The organism is Acidovorax sp. 69, from assembly GCF_002797445.1.
Lineage (GTDB): Bacteria > Pseudomonadota > Gammaproteobacteria > Burkholderiales > Burkholderiaceae_C > Acidovorax.
The window spans coordinates 1,192,328-1,209,076 of sequence record NZ_PGEP01000001.1 but is presented as its reverse complement, the minus strand read 5'-3'; the positions used below and the strand labels follow the sequence as shown (position 1 = coordinate 1,209,076).

The window sequence follows — 16,749 nt, the reverse complement described above, 5'->3', positions numbered from 1 at the left end:
TCCGACCCTTCCCCACACCCATGCTGATCGCCCACTCCATCGCCGACCTGCGCCAGGCCCTCGCCCCCTACCGCCGCCCCGCCTTTGTGCCCACCATGGGCAACCTGCACGACGGGCACATCGCCCTGGTGCGCCAGGCCAAGCCTTTGGGCGATGTGACGGTGGCCAGCATTTTTGTGAACCGCCTGCAGTTTTTGCCCCATGAGGACTTTGACAGCTACCCGCGCACCTGGGAGGCCGACTGCGCGCAACTGAAGGCGGCGGGCTGCGATGTGTTGTTTGCACCGCGCGAGGCCGATCTGTACCCGCAGCCCCAGACCTTCAAGGTGCACCCCGACCCGCAGCTCGCCGACATGCTCGAAGGCCATTTCAGACCCGGCTTCTTTGTGGGCGTGAGCACCGTGGTGATGAAGCTCTTTGCCTGTGTGCTGGGGCAGTCAGGCGGCACCGCCGTGTTTGGCAAGAAGGACTACCAGCAGCTCATGGTGATCCGCCACATGGTGCAGCAGTTTGCGCTGCCTGTTGAGGTGGTGGCGGGCGAGACCTGCCGCGCAGCCGATGGCCTGGCACTGAGTTCGCGCAATGGCTATCTGGGCCCCGCAGAACGGCAAGAGGCCGTGGCCCTGTCGCAGGCCTTGAAGCAGCTGGCACAGCAGTGGCTGCTGACCCCGCCCGACAGCCGCACTGGCCTGGAGCCGCAGGCCCTCGATGCCCTGCGCGCCCGGGGCTGGTTGCCCGACTACCTCACCGTGCGCCGCCGCGCGGACTTGCTCCCGGCCACCGCCGAGGATGCCGAGGGCACGCTGGTGGTTCTGGGCGCCGCGCGGCTGGGGGCCACGCGGTTGATCGACAACCTCGAATTCTGACTCACTACCAATTTCATAGCTACTAGCGCTTACAGAATAAGCGCTAGCAGCCAAAAACACTCAAAACCCGGTTCAAATCCATCCGCCGCGGGCCAGCCACTGCACCAGCAGGTGGTTGACCGCCTCGGGCTGCTCCAGGGTCAGCATGTGGCCACTGCCGGCCAGCAGGGTGTGGTCGGCATGGGGGACCAGCGCCGCGATCTCGGCTGAACATTCGGGCGGCGTGAGCTGGTCGGCCTGGCCGCACACCACCAGCACCGGACAGGTCACGCCGGGCAGGTGCTGGCGCGCATCGGGGCGATGAATGACGGCGCGGTTCTGGCGCACCAGGTGCGCAGCGCCCGCATCCAGTACAAAGTCCAGATAGACCTGTACCAGCCCAGGCCGCGTGGCGTTGTCCGGGTGAAAAGCCAGCGCCACGTTGGGCTCGATCACTTCGCGCAGGCGACCTTGTTCAAAGAGTTCGATGGCAGCCTCGCGCAGCGCGCGCATGTCCGGCGTTTCAGGCCGGGCCGTGGTGCCCAGCAAGGCCAACCCCGCAACGCGCTCGGGCGCCTGGCGTGCCGCCTCCATCGCAATCATCCCGCCCATGGAGGCACCGGCCAGCAACAGCGGCCCCGCGTGCTGGGCCAGCAAGCGGGCGGCGAAATCCTCGATGGTGTGCAGCGTGACGTCCTGGTGGGCCGTGGCCACCACCGGGCGCAGGGCCTCGGGCATGTGGGGCAAAACACCGCGCCACATACGTTCATCGGCCGCCAGGCCGGGCAAAAGCACAAGTTGGGGGGCTGGGACATGGCAGGTCGGCAGGGTGAATCACCAAGTTGGTGCTATGAAGGAATGGGCGCAGACGGTGGTGTTTTCGGTGTCTCACTCGAAGCGAACCAGAAAGACACACACCTCTGATTGTGAACAGGCCGTGAACGCAAGGCACCGGCACGGGGATTGTTCACCACGATGGCTCGGGACTTGCTAGCATGGCCTGCATATGCCCATCCACGCCGCCCTCCACCACGTCACGCATTATCAATACGACCGGCTGGTTGGCCTGGGGCCTCAAACCGTTCGCTTGCGTCCCGCACCCCATTGCCGCAGCAACGTCATTTCGTACTCGCTCAAGGTCGAGCCTGCGCAGCACTTCGTCAACTGGCAACAAGACCCGTTTGCCAACTACCAGGCGCGGCTGGTGTTCCCCGAGAAGACGCGCAGCTTCAAGATCACGGTGGACCTGGTGGTCGAGATGGCGGTGTACAACCCGTTCGACTTTTTTCTGGAACCGGACGCTGAAGAGGTCCCGTTCAACTACAGCGCAGAGGTCCAGCAAGAGTTGGCACCGTACCTGATCGCCGATCCGGTCACCCCGCTGGTCCAGGCCTACCTCGACAAGGTCGACCGCAGCCCGCAGCGCACGATTGATTTTCTCGTCAAGCTCAACCAGCAGGTGGCGCAGGACATCCGCTACCTCATCCGCATGGAGCCGGGCGTGCAAGGGCCCGAAGAAACCTTGGAAAAGGCCAGCGGCTCGTGCCGCGACTCGGGCTGGCTGCTGGTACAACTGCTGCGCCACCTGGGTCTGGCCGCACGGTTTGTGTCGGGCTATCTGATCCAGCTCACGCCCGACGTGAAGGCGCTCGACGGTCCCAGCGGCACCGACGTGGACTTCACCGATCTGCACGCCTGGTGCGAGGTGTATTTGCCCGGCGCGGGCTGGATTGGCCTGGACGCCACCAGCGGCCTGATGGCGGGCGAGGGGCATATCCCGCTGGCCTGCACACCCCAGCCCTCGGGTGCCGCGCCCATTGAGGGCGGCGTGGACGAAGCCGAGGTGGAGTTCAGCCACGAAATGCGCGTCACGCGCATCTTCGAATCACCCCGCGTGACCAAGCCCTACACCGCCGACCAATGGCAGGCCGTGCTGGCACTGGGCGAGAAGGTCGATGCCGACCTGGTGGCAGGCGATGTGCGCCTGACCATGGGCGGCGAGCCCACCTTTGTGGCCGTGGGCGACCGCGACGCGGCCGAGTGGAACACCGATGCCCTGGGCCCCACCAAACGCGGCTTTGCCACCGAGCTGGTGCACAAGCTGCGCGCTGAATATGGCCAGGGCGGTTTTCTGCACTTTGGCCAGGGCAAGTGGTATCCCGGCGAGCAGTTGCCACGCTGGGCCCTGTCGATCTGCTGGCGGGCCGATGGCCAACCAGCGTGGCGCAACCCTGCCCTGTTTGCCGACGAACGCAACCCCTCGCACTACACCAGCGAAGACGCTCGGCGTTTTGTGCACCACCTCACCCGCAAACTGGGCATTACCGACCGCTTCGTGCTGCCCGGCTATGAGGACACTTTCTACTACCTGTGGCGCGAGCGGCGGCTGCCAGTCAACGTGGACCCGTTTGACGCGCGCCTGGACGACGAGCTGGAGCGCAGCCGCCTGCGCCGCGTGTTCGAGCAAAAGCTCGACAGCGTGGTGGGCTATGTGCTGCCGCTGCAAGCGGGCGACCCGGAGGGTGCAGGCACGCTGAAGGGCAGCCCATGGAGCACCAGCCCCTGGTACTTTCGCGATGAGCGCATGTTTCTCATCCCGGGCGACTCGCCCATGGGCTACCGCCTGCCGCTCGACGCCCTGCCCTGGGTGAACGCCGCCGACACTGATCACCTGATACCACTCGACCCGACAGCCCCCCAAGGCCCGCTGAGCGCAGCCAGCACACTGCGCGCACGGTATGCCACGGCGCCGGGTGCCGTGGTGGGTGACCGCGATCTGCCCTACCTGGCGGGCGCCACCTCGCCTGGCGAGGCGCGCCGTGTGGCGCAGCAGGGCACCGCAGGCGGCGACAACGCACGCCAGACCGGCCAGCCTGACCCCCACGCCGGAGTGGAGCCCCCGGGCAAGTTCCAATCGGCCGCGGGTCTGTCGCGCACCGCCATGTGTGTGGAGGTACGCGACCCGCGCCGCGCCAGTGGCCCCAAGGCCGAGAAGGTGGGCGAAAAGTACGGCGTTTTGTATGTCTTCATGCCGCCCCTGGCGCGCCTGGACGACTATCTGGACCTGCTGGCCGCCGTGGAAAACACGGCCGAAGAGCTGGGCCTGAAGATCGTGCTGGAAGGCTACCCGCCGCCACGCGACGCGCGCCTGAAGGTTCTGGCGGTCACGCCCGACCCCGGCGTGATCGAGGTGAACATCCACCCCGCCAGCCACTGGAAGGAGCTGGTGCAGCACACCGAGTTCCTGTACCAGGCCGCGTGGGAGACGCGCCTGTCGGCCGAAAAGTTCATGACCGATGGCCGCCACACCGGCACCGGGGGCGGCAACCACTTTGTGATGGGTGGTGCCACGCCCGCCGACTCGCCGTTCCTGCGCCGCCCCGAACTGCTGGCCAGCCTGCTGCTGTACTGGCATAACCACCCGAGCCTGAGCTATTTGTTCAGCGGCCTGTTCATCGGCCCCACGAGCCAGTCCCCCCGCGTGGACGAGGCACGCAATGACCAGTTGTATGAGTTGGAAATCGCGCTGCGCGAGATCGAAACCAACCGTGCCACCTACGGCCAGGACATGCCACCCTGGGTGGTAGACCGCACGCTGCGCAACATCCTGGTGGACGTGACGGGCAACACGCACCGCAGCGAGTTTTCCATCGACAAGATGTATTCGCCCGACAGCAGCACTGGCCGCCTGGGCCTGCTGGAGCTGCGTGCGTTCGAGATGCCGCCCCACGCCCACATGAGCGTGGTGCAGCAGCTGCTGCTGCGCGCCCTCATTGCGCGCTTCTGGAAGACGCCCTACCGAGCCCCCGCCGCCCGCTGGGGCACGGAGCTGCACGACCGCTGGATGTTGCCCACCTTCATCCAGCAGGATATGCACGACGTGGTGGAGGACATGGTCGAAGCGGGCTATGCCTTCGACCCCGCATGGTTTGCACCGCAGTTCGAGTTCCGCTTTCCCATGGTCGGCACGGTGCAATCGATGGGGGTGGAGCTGACACTGCGCACCGCGCTGGAGCCCTGGCATGTGATGGGCGAAGAGGGCTCTGCGGGCGGCACTGTGCGCTATGTGGATTCGTCGCTTGAACGCATCGAGGTGCGCGTGACTGGCCTCAACGAGAGCCGCCATGTGGTCACCGTCAACGGCCAGCCGCTGCCACTGCAGACCACCGGCACCACCGGCGAGTTTGTGGCCGGTGTGCGCTACAAGGCCTGGAACCCGCCCTCGGCCCTGCACCCAACCATTGGCGCCCATGCGCCACTCACGTTCGACATTGTCGACACCTGGATGAACCGCTCCGTAGGTGGGTGCCAGTACCACGTGGCGCACCCGGGCGGGCTCAGCTACGACACCTTCCCGGTCAATGCCTATGAGGCTGAAAGCCGCCGCTTGACGCGCTTTTCCCGCATGGGGCACACGCCGGGCAGGCTGGCGGTGCCCCCGGCCACCATCGAGCTGCCGGGCAGCCGCGAGTTTCCGTTCACGCTGGATTTGCGGCGCAAGATGCGGCGCTAGAGATGCCCCCGAGTCGCTGCGCGCCTTCCCTCTGTGGGGGACCGCGACAGTGGCCTGGGCCGTGCCGGTTTGGAAGGGTGTGGGTAACCCGCAGAGGCCCGCAGACCAAATGCCCGAAAATCCAGCCCAGTGACCAACCCCAAAGACAGCCTTTTGCCCACAGATCTCTCCGAAAGCGCGGCCCAGCTGGCGGCCGCGCTGGCACCCGCCGCTGCGTCCGGGCACTTTGACGAGCTGCGTGGCGCCAGTGCGGCCACACGCTGCGCCCCTTCCGACGGCCTTGCGCACAACGAAAAAACTCCTATTTCGATAGCTGATAGCGCAGATCTAACAAGCGCTTGGGCCGATTTTTTCGATCAAATGGGGCCCGAGGGCTTTCAGGACCTGGACCGGCGCATGCAAAGCCTGCAACGGCAGGTGCGCGACAACGGTGTCACCTACAACGTGTATGCCGATGCCGACGGCCCGCAGCGGCCCTGGTCGGTCGATCTGTTCCCGCTCATCCTCTCGCAGGGCGACTGGGCCCACATCGAACGGGGAGTGCAGCAGCGCGCGCGCCTGCTCGACCGTGTGATGGCCGACGTATATGGCCCGCAAGAGCTGCTGCGGCGTGGGCTGCTGCCCAGCGCGCTGGTGCAGGGTCACCCCGGCTATCTGCGCGCCATGCACGGGGTCCAACCCGTCGGTGGCACCCACTTGCACATTGCGGCATTTGACATGGCGCGCGACGCACAGGGGGACTGGTGGGTGGTCACCCAGCGCACCCAGGCGCCGTCAGGCCTGGGCTACCTGCTGGAGAACCGGCTGCTCATCTCGCGCCTGTTCCCCGAGGCGTTCCGCCAGATGCATGTGCAGCGTCTGGCCGCCACCTACCGCGCCCTGCTTGACGGGCTGCGGAAGATGAGCCCAGTGGGGCCGGATGCGCGCATCGTGCTGCTCACGCCCGGCCCGTACAACGAAACCTATTTCGAGCACGCATACCTGGCCCGCTACCTCGGCCTCACGCTGGTAGAGGGCAGCGACCTCACGGTGCGCGATGCGCACCTGTACCTCAAGACGCTGCACGGCCTGCAACCGGTGCACGGCATCTTGAAGCGCCTGGACGACGAGTTTCTGGACCCATTGGAGCTGCGCAGCGACTCACGCCTGGGCGTGCCCGGCCTGCTGCAGGCCATTCGTGCAGGCAACGTGCTGGTGGCCAATGCGCCCGGTTCGGCGTTTCTGGAGTCGTCGGCACTGCAAGGCTTCATGCCTGCGCTGTCGCGCCACCTGCTGGGGGAAGAGCTGGCACTGCCCTCCCTGCCCACCTGGTGGTGCGGCGAACGCACGGCCATGCAGGCAGTGCTGCCACAACTGGCGCACAGCGTGATCCGGCCCACCTGGCCCATAGGGCAGCGGGTGCCGGTGCTTGGCAGGGCGTTGTCGACGCAAGACCTGGCGCAATGGTCCCAGCGCATTCAAGGCCAGGGGGACGAATACACGGTGCAGGCCCACCTTCCCCTGTCGCAGATGCCCACCTGGCAAGAAGGCCCGCCAGGGCATCAGCAGGACAGCCGCATCGCCCCCCGCTCGGTAATGCTGCGGGTGTTTGCCGTATCCGACGGCCCAGGCTCCTGGCAGGTGTTGCCCGGCGGGCTGGCGCGCATTGCCGCCGGTGACAGCGAGATCACGTCCATGCAGCGCGGCGGCAGCAGTGCCGATGTTTGGGTATTGACCGATGGCCCGGTGGACACCACCACGCTGTTGGCCCACAACCAGAGCGCCCCTGCCGTGGTGCACCGCAGCCGCCAGGTGACCAGCCGTGCGGCCGAAAACCTCTTCTGGCTGGGCCGCTACACCGAGCGCACCGAGAACGTCACCCGCCTGGCACGCACAACACTGCAGTGCCTGAACGGCGAGGACCAGTCGTCTCAGCCGCTGCTGGCGTGGCTGAACGCCATGGCCGTGAGCCAGGGGCTGGTGCTGCCCTCTGTACCACCGGCCACGCAGGCGCGGCGCGTGTTCGAGCGCTCGCTCATTGCCGGGCTGACCAATGCCGCACAGATCACCAGCGTGGGCTACAACCTGCGCGGTATTGTGGGCGCTGCCTCTGCCGTGCGCGACCGGCTTTCGCAGGAGCACTGGAACCTGATCGTGCGTGCCGACGCCGAGTTTTTTGCCCAACGCCCCGCCGACGCGGAGGACGGCGACTTTTCGCCGCTGGACGCGTTGCGCCAGCTCGAGACCCTGAGCGGCCGCACCGCCGCCATGACGGGCCAGCAGACCGACCGCATGACCCGCGACGACGGCTGGCGGTTACTGTCCATCGGCCGACACCTGGAGCGGCTGGGTTTTCTGGCCGCCGCGCTGGAAAGTGGTCTCCAGACCGAAGCAGTGTTCGACGAAAGTGGTTTCGAGGCCATGCTTGCGCTGTTCGACAGCACCATCACGTTTCACGCGCAGTACCAGCAGCGGCGTGACATGCCTGCACTGCTGGACCTGCTGGTGATCGACCGGGACAACCCCCGATCCCTGGCCTGGGTCGCGCAAACGCTGCGCGGGCGCATTGCCAAAATCGAGGTTGCGGCAGGCACACCGGGCGAGTCGGCGGGCCGGGGGATTCCAGAAGCGGGCGAGCTGTCTCTGGTGGCCCTGTGCGCGCAGGATACCGAGGGCCGGTATGCAGCCCTGGAGCAGTACCTGGGCCGCTGCGTGCAGGGGGTGCTGGGCCTGTCGGATGTGCTGGCCACACGTTACTTCACACACTCTGCCGATGCGCTGCGGCACAGCGTGGGCGCTTGATATGAAGCACGCCCCCGAGGTGCTGCGCGCCTTCCCTCCGCTCTCGCATTGCTGCGCGCTGTGGGCCGGGGGACGCCGCCCTCCTCGCTGTGGGGCAGACCTTGGCTTGCAGCCATGGCCTCGGGTGCGCCGGCTTCACACATGGTTTCCGATTTCAACGCTTGGATTGCCATGAAACTGCGTGTCGTCCACGAAACGGTGTACCAGTACACCCCGGCGGTGCAAAACGCCCAGCACATGGCCCATTTGCACCCACGCACCGGACTGGTGCAACGCGTGCTGACGCACACCTTGCAGGTGTCGCCTGCCCCAACCCAGTGCGAGTCCACCCAGGACGTGTTCGGCAACACCCGCGCCTTCTTCAGCCTGCCGTTCACGCATGAACAACTGCGCGTACGCGCCGAAAGCCTGCTGGAGACAGCCCCCCGCCCCCCGCCCCGCCCGGCGAGCCCTGGGAGGCCGTGCGCGAACGCCTGGGCTACCGGCGTGGCCAGCCCTACCATCCCGCCACCGAGTTCAGCTTTGCCTCGCCCTACATCCCCCGGCATGCCGACTTTGTGGCCTATGCCCGCGAGAGTTTTGCCCCTGGACGCCCGCTGATGAAGGCCGCCAGCCACCTGATGTCGCGCATCCACGCCGACTTTGCTTACGCCTCCAACGCCACCGATGCGAGCACGCCCGCACTCGAATCCCTGCGGCTGCGCCGGGGCGTGTGCCAGGACTTTGCCCACGTGATGATCGGTTGCCTGCGCAGCATGGGATTGGCAGCGCGGTATGTGAGCGGCTACCTGCTCACCGAGCCCCCGCCAGGCCAGCCCCGGTTGGTGGGGGCCGATGCCTCGCACGCCTGGGTGTCGGTGTGGTCACCCTGCGCCATCGAAGGCGATGGCGCGCCAGACGGTGAACCGTGGTTTGACCTGGACCCCACCAACGACCGCGCCGCTGGTGAGGACTACGTGACCCTGGCCATCGGGCGCGACTACGCGGATGTCTCGCCACTGCGTGGCGTGATCCACGGTGGCGACCACCATGTGCTGCAGGTGGCCGTGACCGTGGAACCCGTGACCGATGGCATCACGCCGTCGATGGCACCAGAAAATCCCGACTGATCCGCGCGCCCAGGTCGTTGACCCGTTCCAGAAACTGCGTGAGATAGGCATGCAGGCCGTTGGCCAAAATTTCGTCAATGCGCGCGAATTTCAGGTGGGCCAGCAACCGCCCTGCATGCCGTTGGGTCTCGGCAGACTGGCCACTGCCCAGCATGTCCAGGTTGCCCATCACCTCCTGCACGCAGGCATGCAACGAGCGTGGCATGTCGGCACGCAGGATGAGCAGGTCGGCCACGCGTTCGGGAGTGATCACATCCCGGTAGACCTTGCGATAGGTCTCAAAGCCTGAAACGCTCAGCAAAATAGCGCTCCAGTGGTAGAAGTCGTAATCTTGGTCCTGCGCTGTGGCCGCACCAAAAAAATCGCTCTGCACGGCATGGAACTTCACATCCAGCAGGCGCGCCGTGTTGTCGGCCCGCTCCAGGAAAGTGCCCAGGCGCATGAAGTGCAGCGCCTCGTCCTGCAGCATCGTGCCCACGGTGACGCCACGCGACAGGTGTGAGCGGAACTTCACCCATTCAAAGAAGCGGGCCGGGTCACTCTCCAGTGCACCGCTGGCAATCATGCGGTTCACTTCCAGCCAGGTCTGGTTCAATATCTCCCAGGCTTCGGTGTTGAGCGCGCCACGCACGGCCCGCGCGTTCTCGCGCGCAGCCTGCAGGCAGGCGACGATGGACGACGTGTTGGCGGGGTCCTTGACCATGAAATGCAGCACGTTCGCCTGCGTCACCTCTCCATACTGGGCGGTGTAGGCGGGCAGCAGTTCGCTGATGGACAGCAGGCCCTGCCAGCCCAGCGTCGCCACGGCGGTGGATTGTGGAAGCAGCGCGCTCTGGTAGTTCACATCCAGCATGCGGGCGGTGTTCTCGGCGCGTTCGGTGTATCGCGCCATCCAGAAAAGATGGTCTGCAGTGCGGCTAAGCATGGTCATGGCCTCCCTGGGGTCTGTGTGGGGCTGCCGGCGCCAGCAAGGAATCACGGGCGCTGGACGGCAGGGGCGGTGGGATTACCCTCTCCATCGCACTTGTGCGGGTACTCCAACCTCCTGTCTGGCATCAAGCAAGTTCCAGGCCCTTCACGCAACTCAACAGGAACCGGGGTTAGCGCCCGTCTTTGGGGCTGTTCTTGCTACTCTTTTTCAGCACCGGCTGGAGCGCTGTGGCAGGGGTCGGAGCCTCAGTCACCGCGGACGCGGCTGCGGCAGGACGCTGGCCCGCAGCGCGCACTACGTCATGCACGAAACGGAGCTTGGCTAGCGCCCGCTCAGCCAGTGCAAAGGGGTAGGCATCGGGCTGGCCCAGGCTGCGGGTAAGGCTGTTGAGCAGCAGCGTCAGCGGCACAAGGTGCTGCAGCATGGTGTTGAAATCGGGCGCCGGCGTGCCGAACGGATCGACAGCGCGGCTGCGCTGCGCGCCGTAGATACCAGGGATCGTGACCTCGGTGGCGTAGCTGGCCGAGGTTTCCAGCAGGTCGGTCAAATGCAGGTAGTGGGCCCAGGTCTCGGCCCAGTCTTCCCATGGGTGGGCGGACGCATAGGCGCTGACATGGCATTCCGCCCACTCGCCCAGGTCATTGCCCTTGGCGTAGTGGGACTCCAGCGCGGCTGCATAGTCCTGGCGCTCGTCGCCAAACACGCGGCGAAAATCATCCAGGCACCCGCCGTCGCGCACCAGTTGGTCCCAGTAAAAGTGGCCGGACTCATGGCGCAGGTGACCAATCAGCGTGCGGTAGGGCTCACCCAGTGCAATGCGGCGGCGGGCGCGCTCGTCGTCGTCCGCCTCGGCCACATTGAGTGTGATGGTTCCGCTGTGGTGGCCCGTCAGCACCGGCGGGCCGCCCGGCACTTCGGCCAAAAATTCGAACACGGGCCCCACGCGCCCGGGAGCAGGCTCCAGGCCCAGGCGTGCCAGGCTGTAGAACAGGCGCCGCTTGGCGGTCTCGATCTGCATCCAGCGGCCAAGATTGGCGGCTTCGGTCAGATCGGGCATCACCCGCGTCTGCCGGCAGGAGACGCACAGTTCGGTGTAGTCGTTGGCGGGCACCCCAAAGTTGCAGGCCTGGTGCTCTGTGTGGTTGCGGCACAGGCGGTACAGGCGACCGCTGTAGTCGGCACTGCCCCGCGCGCCCCTGCACCGCCACAGATCGGCTCCGTCCTGCGGCGCTGGCACAAGAGCCGCCATTGTCAGCACATCAGGCAGGAAGGCCAGCGCGCTGCCGCAGTGCAGACATTGCACGCTGTCGAAGAAGACGAGATGACCGCAATGGTCGCAATTGAATACCCGCATGGTGTTGAGCTTATACCCCGTCGTCTGAGATGGCTGGGACGAATACCGCTTGCGGTCGCCGCCCACAAGACACGCGCTGGCGACTCCATAAAAAAACAGGCCCCGGGACATGCCCGGAGCCTGCGCCTGCGGCCGATGCCGCTGTGCCAGAGGTCAAAAACCCGAGGCGCAGGGCATCAAGCGACGCGGTCAGGGGCGCACAACGATGCTGTTGCGCACTTCGCGCACATGCTTGGTGTTGCGCGCAATGTTTTCTGCCTGGTTCTTTTCCATTTGTGACTTGGCAAAGCCTGAGAGCTGCACCGTACCGTTGAGCGTCTCCACGCTGATGGAGGTGGCTGACACGTTCTTGTCTTCGGCCATCTTGGCCTTCACGGCGGTGGTGATGCCAGCGTCATCCACATAAGAACCCATGGTCTGTTGTTCGCGGGCTACCGAGCAGCCGGTGGCCGTGACGATGGTGATGCCGGCGACAGCGGCGAAAGCGAGGGCACGTGCGTATTTCATGGTGTTTTCCTTGTTCAAGAATGGTTGGGAACGCGGGTGCTGGGACATGTTCAGTCCACCGGTCTGTTGCACCCTCCGCGACCGGCGGACTGTGGGAAAGGGCCAGCGCTGGCGGGCATCCATGCGCTGCGGGTTGCTGGCAAGGCACGGGCGTGCAAAAACCGGTGCGCTAACCCTCAGTATGCATTGCGCCGACGGGACATCCACATCGCCATGGTCGCCAGCAAAGCACCCGATGCGACGGCGATGGCCAGCGACTTGCCGGGTTGCTCGGCCACGTACTTGCCGGTGACTTCGGCTGCCTGCTGGATCTGGCGGCGTGCACGCGCACTGGTCTCGGCGCAGTAGTCGATGCTGCGAGCTGCCAAGTCCTGTGCACGAGCGGCCAGGTCGTCAATTGCAGGATCGGCCTGGCGTTGCAGGGCATGCACACTTTCTTCGGCCTTGTCGAGCGACTGGTCAGCTACGGCCCGGGTCGTCTGCACCGCGTCCTGCGCGCTTTGCAGTACATCGTCGGTCAGGTTGCGAACACCATGGGTTACTTTGTCGGTGGCTGTCTGAATACTCATGAAAAACTCCTGGGAACTAGAAATTGGGGTGCGACGTTATTCAGCGTCTTGGATGTGGGCCGGGTGATGCAACCTCACCCCTTTTTGAGCAGCCCCAGTACAAAGGTCACAACGGCCATGATCACGAACACGAAGAACAGGATCTTGGCGATGCCCACGGCACCGGCAGCAATACCGCCAAAGCCGAAGAGGGCGGCAATCAGCGCGATCACCAAAAAGACAACTGCGTAATGCAACATTTCCTTCTCCTTATGAGGGGGCCGGGGTACCGGCGGATTGGCTGGCGCAAGAACCTCAGCGCCTGGAGTCCACTGTAGGCAGCCCGCAGCGCCAGAGATGCCGGTGCCTGGCGCGCGTCCGTGTCGGCGGCACTGCGGGGACGGTGTAGGACAGCACGCAGCACAAGGGCCACATCCCACAGGCAGCGCGGCCCCTGGCTAGCACCTACCTTCTGCCAGAGCATGGATGGAAAGCAATCAGCCAAAAGCTCCGAGCGCTGCGGTGCTGGCGCTATCGGGAGGCCCGGAAAAGGCGGCTCAGACGCCGTGAGCGGCTACCGTCTTGTGCGGCTCCGCCGGTGCGCGCTGCAGTGGCAACACGGCAGACAACAGGGTGCCATTGCCAGGCCGGGACGTGAGAGACAGGCGCCCGCCAGCGGCCTCCACCCGGTGGCGCATCCCCGCCAGTCCGTGGGACGTAGGGCGGACGGTGGCAGGGTCAAATCCCACGCCATCGTCACGCACCTGGACCGACACATGGGTCGGATAGGCATGCACCGACACCAGCACCTTCTGCGCCTTCGCGTACTTGCCAACGTTGGTCAATGCCTCCTGGACCATGCGATACACCGTGAGTTGCGCCGCGTCAGGCAACTGGACGGGCTCCAGGCTGGTCTCCACCTCAATGCCCGCGCGCTCGGCATACTCCCGCGTCAAAATTTCGAGCGCAGCGGTGAGCCCCAGATTGGACAACGACGATGGACGCAAATCCTCAATGATCCGGCGCTTGAGCGCAATGCCGCTGTTGAGCGTCTCGGTCAGGTGTTTGAGGCGCTCGGAGATATCAGGGGCCGTGACATCGATCTTGGACTTGAGGCGCGCAACGTCCAGCTTGGCCGCCGTCAGCAGGGCACCCAGTTCATCGTGCAGTTCGCGCGCCAGATGTCCGCGCTCCTCCTCGCGCACCTGTTGCAGGTGATTGGCCAACTCCGACAACGTGGCCGTGCGGTCCCGGACCAGACCTTCCAGGCGGTCTCGCTCCCGCTCCAGAAGCTCCTGCTCACGCTGATTGACAAGCAACAGGGCCTGCGCCTGGCGCAGGTACATGTAAAACGCCAGCAGTCCAATTGCCGTGACAGTGGCAATGCCAATGCGCGAGAGCATCAGGGATTGCTCGATTTGCTCGCGACCGTGCGCCATGCGTGCATCGCTGCGTGCAATCAGCTCTTGGGCATGTTTGCGGATAGCCTCCATGTGCTCTTTGCCGACGTCGGTGTTCAAAATGAATTTCCACGCGTCTTCATTGCCCTGGCGGCGCAACCGCAAGCTCAGCTCCATCTCAGCGAGCTTGCGCGAGATCTGCCGCGACAGCAGCGCGAACTCCTGCATGTCGTCTGGAGAACCCATGAACTGGTTGCGCAGCCGATCCATGTTGGTCTGCACATTGGCTACGGCCTTGTCATAGGGCTCCAGATAGGTCTCGTTGCCGGTGAGCAGATACCCCCGTTGGCCCGTCTCCGCGTCGAGCATGCCCTGCAGCAGGATGTTGACATCGCCACGGGTGGCCTGCCCTTGTGCCATCTGCTCCACGGCATCCTGAGAGCGCATGTGCCCCGTTTCGTTGATGCCCACCAGCACCATGGCTGCCAGCAGCGCCATGGGCAGGCTCAATGCCATCTTGCGGACTTTTGGTAACCAGCGCCGGGTGTTTTCTTGGAGATTCATACGCTTATTCTGGATAATGACCCATCACCTGCCAGTGGCCCCACACGCACTAACATGCGGGGTCCCTTGGACTTCAAAACGGACTGGCAGCAGCATCGCGGCCGTCCTTCGAAAGAAACACCAATGATCAAAATCGGCATTGTGGATGACCATGCGATTGTTCGCTCCGGGCTGCGGCAGTTCCTGTCTGAACATGTAGACCTGCGGGTGGAGGGTGAGGCGGCCAATGGCCGCGAAGCCATCGACTTGGTGCGCAACAAGGAAATCGACGTACTGTTGATGGACCTGTCGATGCCCGGTCAAAGCGGGCTCGACGCGCTGGCCATGCTGCGCGCCAAGGCCCCCGACATGGGCATCCTGATTCTGAGCGGCTACCCCGAAGAGCACTATGCGATCAACCTGATTCGCCAAGGTGCGAGCGGCTACCTGAACAAGGAGTGCGAGCCTTCGGAAATCGTGGAAGCGATTCGCACCATTGCTCTGGGCCGCCGCTACCTGACCCCTGCCGTGGCCGAATTGCTGGCGCAGCAGCTGAACCGCAAGGACGATGCACCACCCCACGAGCAACTGTCGGAACGCGAGTTCCAGGTGTTCCTCAAACTGGCCAAGGGCGAAACCGCAGGTGACATTGCGAAAGCCCTGTCGTTGAGTGTCAAGACCGTGAGCACTTACCGCACGCGACTGATGGAAAAAATGAGCTTGTCGTCCAACAGCGACCTGACCTACTACGCGCTCAAGAACCGCCTGATTGACTGACCACATGAAAGGCAGGCCTCAGTCCGGCGCCACCGGACTGGGGCCAGTCCGACAAACGCATTCAACAGGGTGGGGAGTGGGAAGATAAAGCCCGCCGCACAAACACACGGCGGTGGCTGGTGTCACGATGGCGAGCCCGAGGACGATAGCAGCGGACTGCCGGAATCCAGGCCCCAGGGCGGCTGCTGTGCAGCACACAGTAGTCCACCAGCGCATCAATTTCGTTGGATTTGTCAAAAACCGCATCCACTCCCAACTGAGCGCAGCGCATGCGCACGTCAGGCGTTGCGTAGTTGCTCAGCACCACCATTTTCTGGCCGGGACGGCGCGTGCGGCAGGCCGCCAGCACACCCAAACCGCTTCCCTGGCGCAAGAAAAGATCGACGATGGCCAGATCCCATTGCTCGCTGTGCGTGGACAGCCAGTTCTTGCCCTCATCTTCGGTTTCTGCCACCCCTACGGCCTCGACCGACGCCAACTCTTCCAGAGTCCCAATCAGGTTCTCGCGGATGGTCGCGTTGTCTTCAACAATGTAGGTGCGCAGCTTCACAGACGGGTCCATTTTGACGATCAGCGCAGGGGCGCGCTGTTCGAACCTTGAATTTAGGCGTTTGGTAGACCAAATTCTGCCAGCGGCAAGAGGTTGGCAATGTAGGAAAAATCCTACCGTGCCACACACGCCGGGCAGTGGAGATTGCGCTGCACGCGCATGGTGTTCCACTCCATGGAGCGGCCGTCAAGCATCAGGAGCCGACCAGACAGAGATTGCCCGATACCCGCCAGCAACTTGAGCGCTTCGGCAGCCTGCATGGCCCCCACCACACCGACCAGCGGGGCGAACACGCCCATCGTGGAGCATCGCGCCTCTTCGAAATCAGCATCTGGCGGGAAGATGCAGGCGTAGCACGGGGACTGCGCATCGCGCGGATCAACGACCGTGATCTGCCCATCAAACTGAATCACGGCGCCAGCCACGAGGGGCTTGCCGTGGCGAACACAGGCGGCGTTGACGGCATGGCGCGTCGCGTAGTTGTCACTGCAATCGAGCACCACCGTAGCGTCCCGTACCAGACCATCGAGGGCCGCTGCGTCCACCCGCGCTTGCAGCCCCGTCACCCGGACTTCCGGGTTGATGGCGGCCATGGCCTCGGCAGCAGACTGCACCTTGGGCATACCCACGCGTGCCGTGGTGTGCGCAATCTGGCGCTGCAGATTGGTGAGGTCCACCACATCGTCATCGACCAGCGTGATGCGCCCCACGCCCGCAGAGGCAAGGTAAAGCGCCGCAGGGGATCCCAGGCCTCCCGCACCGATGATGAGGGCATGGGCGGCCATCACCCTCTCCTGCCCCTCGATGCCCATCTCATCAAGCAGGATGTGGCGGGAGTAGCGCAAAAGCTGGTCGTCGGTCATGAGAGGTCAGGGAAATGGCGGCGAAATG

General features: G+C 64.8%; 13 protein-coding genes and 1 pseudogene. 5 read left to right on the top strand and 9 right to left on the bottom strand.

Annotation, left to right across the window (positions count from 1 at the left end):
- The first annotated feature begins 20 nt into the window (after positions 1-20).
- Positions 21-866 (top strand): pantoate--beta-alanine ligase, encoded by an 846-nt coding sequence (gene panC, locus CLU85_RS05590; RefSeq protein WP_100409423.1) that lies wholly within the window; start codon positions 21-23, stop codon positions 864-866.
- 72 nt (positions 867-938) lie between these two features.
- Here the strand turns inward: panC and CLU85_RS05585 are convergent, their stop codons facing one another.
- Entirely contained in the window at positions 939-1,640 is a 702-nt protein-coding gene (locus CLU85_RS05585) for an alpha/beta fold hydrolase (RefSeq protein ID WP_255409635.1), read from the bottom strand.
- Between the two features lie 211 nt (positions 1,641-1,851).
- On the opposite strand from CLU85_RS05585, the gene CLU85_RS05580 reads away from it, so the two are divergent.
- From CLU85_RS05580 to CLU85_RS05565, 3 genes and pseudogenes are all read left to right on the top strand, one after another.
- Entirely contained in the window at positions 1,852-5,358 is a 3,507-nt protein-coding gene (locus tag CLU85_RS05580) for a DUF2126 domain-containing protein (RefSeq protein ID WP_100409421.1), read from the top strand.
- A gap of 129 nt (positions 5,359-5,487) precedes the next feature.
- On the top strand, positions 5,488-8,139 hold the full coding sequence (locus tag CLU85_RS05575) for a circularly permuted type 2 ATP-grasp protein (RefSeq protein WP_100409420.1): 2,652 nt from the start codon (positions 5,488-5,490) through the stop codon (positions 8,137-8,139).
- Positions 8,140-8,199: 60 nt separating this feature from the next.
- Positions 8,200-9,248: pseudogene (locus CLU85_RS05565) on the top strand (transglutaminase N-terminal domain-containing protein).
- Here the strand turns inward: CLU85_RS05565 and CLU85_RS05560 are convergent.
- From CLU85_RS05560 to CLU85_RS05535, 6 genes are all read right to left on the bottom strand, one after another.
- Positions 9,214-10,173, bottom strand: coding sequence for an alpha-E domain-containing protein (locus CLU85_RS05560; RefSeq protein ID WP_100412386.1), 960 nt, complete (start codon positions 10,171-10,173; stop codon positions 9,214-9,216). The pseudogene CLU85_RS05565 and the gene CLU85_RS05560 sit on opposite strands and share 35 nt — an antisense overlap.
- A 175-nt stretch (positions 10,174-10,348) precedes the next feature.
- Positions 10,349-11,533 carry a putative zinc-binding metallopeptidase gene (locus tag CLU85_RS05555; protein ID WP_100409419.1) on the bottom strand — a complete coding sequence of 395 codons (1,185 nt, stop codon included), beginning with the start codon at positions 11,531-11,533 and terminating at the stop codon, positions 10,349-10,351.
- A gap of 189 nt (positions 11,534-11,722) precedes the next feature.
- A complete protein-coding gene (locus CLU85_RS05550; RefSeq protein ID WP_100409418.1) occupies positions 11,723-12,040 on the bottom strand; it encodes a BON domain-containing protein in 318 nt (105 codons plus the stop codon).
- A gap of 176 nt (positions 12,041-12,216) precedes the next feature.
- Positions 12,217-12,609 carry a hypothetical protein gene (locus CLU85_RS05545; RefSeq protein ID WP_100409417.1) on the bottom strand — a complete coding sequence of 131 codons (393 nt, stop codon included), beginning with the start codon at positions 12,607-12,609 and terminating at the stop codon, positions 12,217-12,219.
- A gap of 74 nt (positions 12,610-12,683) precedes the next feature.
- Positions 12,684-12,848: a DUF1328 domain-containing protein gene (locus CLU85_RS05540; RefSeq protein ID WP_010463174.1), complete on the bottom strand. Its 165-nt coding sequence runs from the start codon at positions 12,846-12,848 to the stop codon at positions 12,684-12,686.
- A gap of 297 nt (positions 12,849-13,145) precedes the next feature.
- Positions 13,146-14,552 carry a CHASE3 domain-containing protein gene (locus tag CLU85_RS05535; protein ID WP_100409416.1) on the bottom strand — a complete coding sequence of 469 codons (1,407 nt, stop codon included), beginning with the start codon at positions 14,550-14,552 and terminating at the stop codon, positions 13,146-13,148.
- A gap of 123 nt (positions 14,553-14,675) precedes the next feature.
- Here CLU85_RS05535 and CLU85_RS05530 point away from each other — a divergent pair, with 123 nt between their 5' ends.
- The gene (locus CLU85_RS05530) at positions 14,676-15,308 is read left to right on the top strand and encodes a response regulator transcription factor (RefSeq protein WP_100409415.1); all 633 of its coding nucleotides are present in this window, start codon (positions 14,676-14,678) and stop codon (positions 15,306-15,308) included.
- A 61-nt stretch (positions 15,309-15,369) separates the two neighbouring features.
- On the opposite strand, the gene CLU85_RS05525 is transcribed toward CLU85_RS05530, so the two are convergent.
- Positions 15,370-15,858, bottom strand: coding sequence for a response regulator (locus tag CLU85_RS05525; RefSeq protein WP_232727917.1), 489 nt, complete (start codon positions 15,856-15,858; stop codon positions 15,370-15,372).
- A gap of 113 nt (positions 15,859-15,971) precedes the next feature.
- Positions 15,972-16,721, bottom strand: a complete 750-nt coding sequence (locus CLU85_RS05520) for a HesA/MoeB/ThiF family protein (protein ID WP_100409414.1) — start codon at positions 16,719-16,721, stop codon at positions 15,972-15,974.
- Positions 16,722-16,749: the final 28 nt, after the last annotated feature.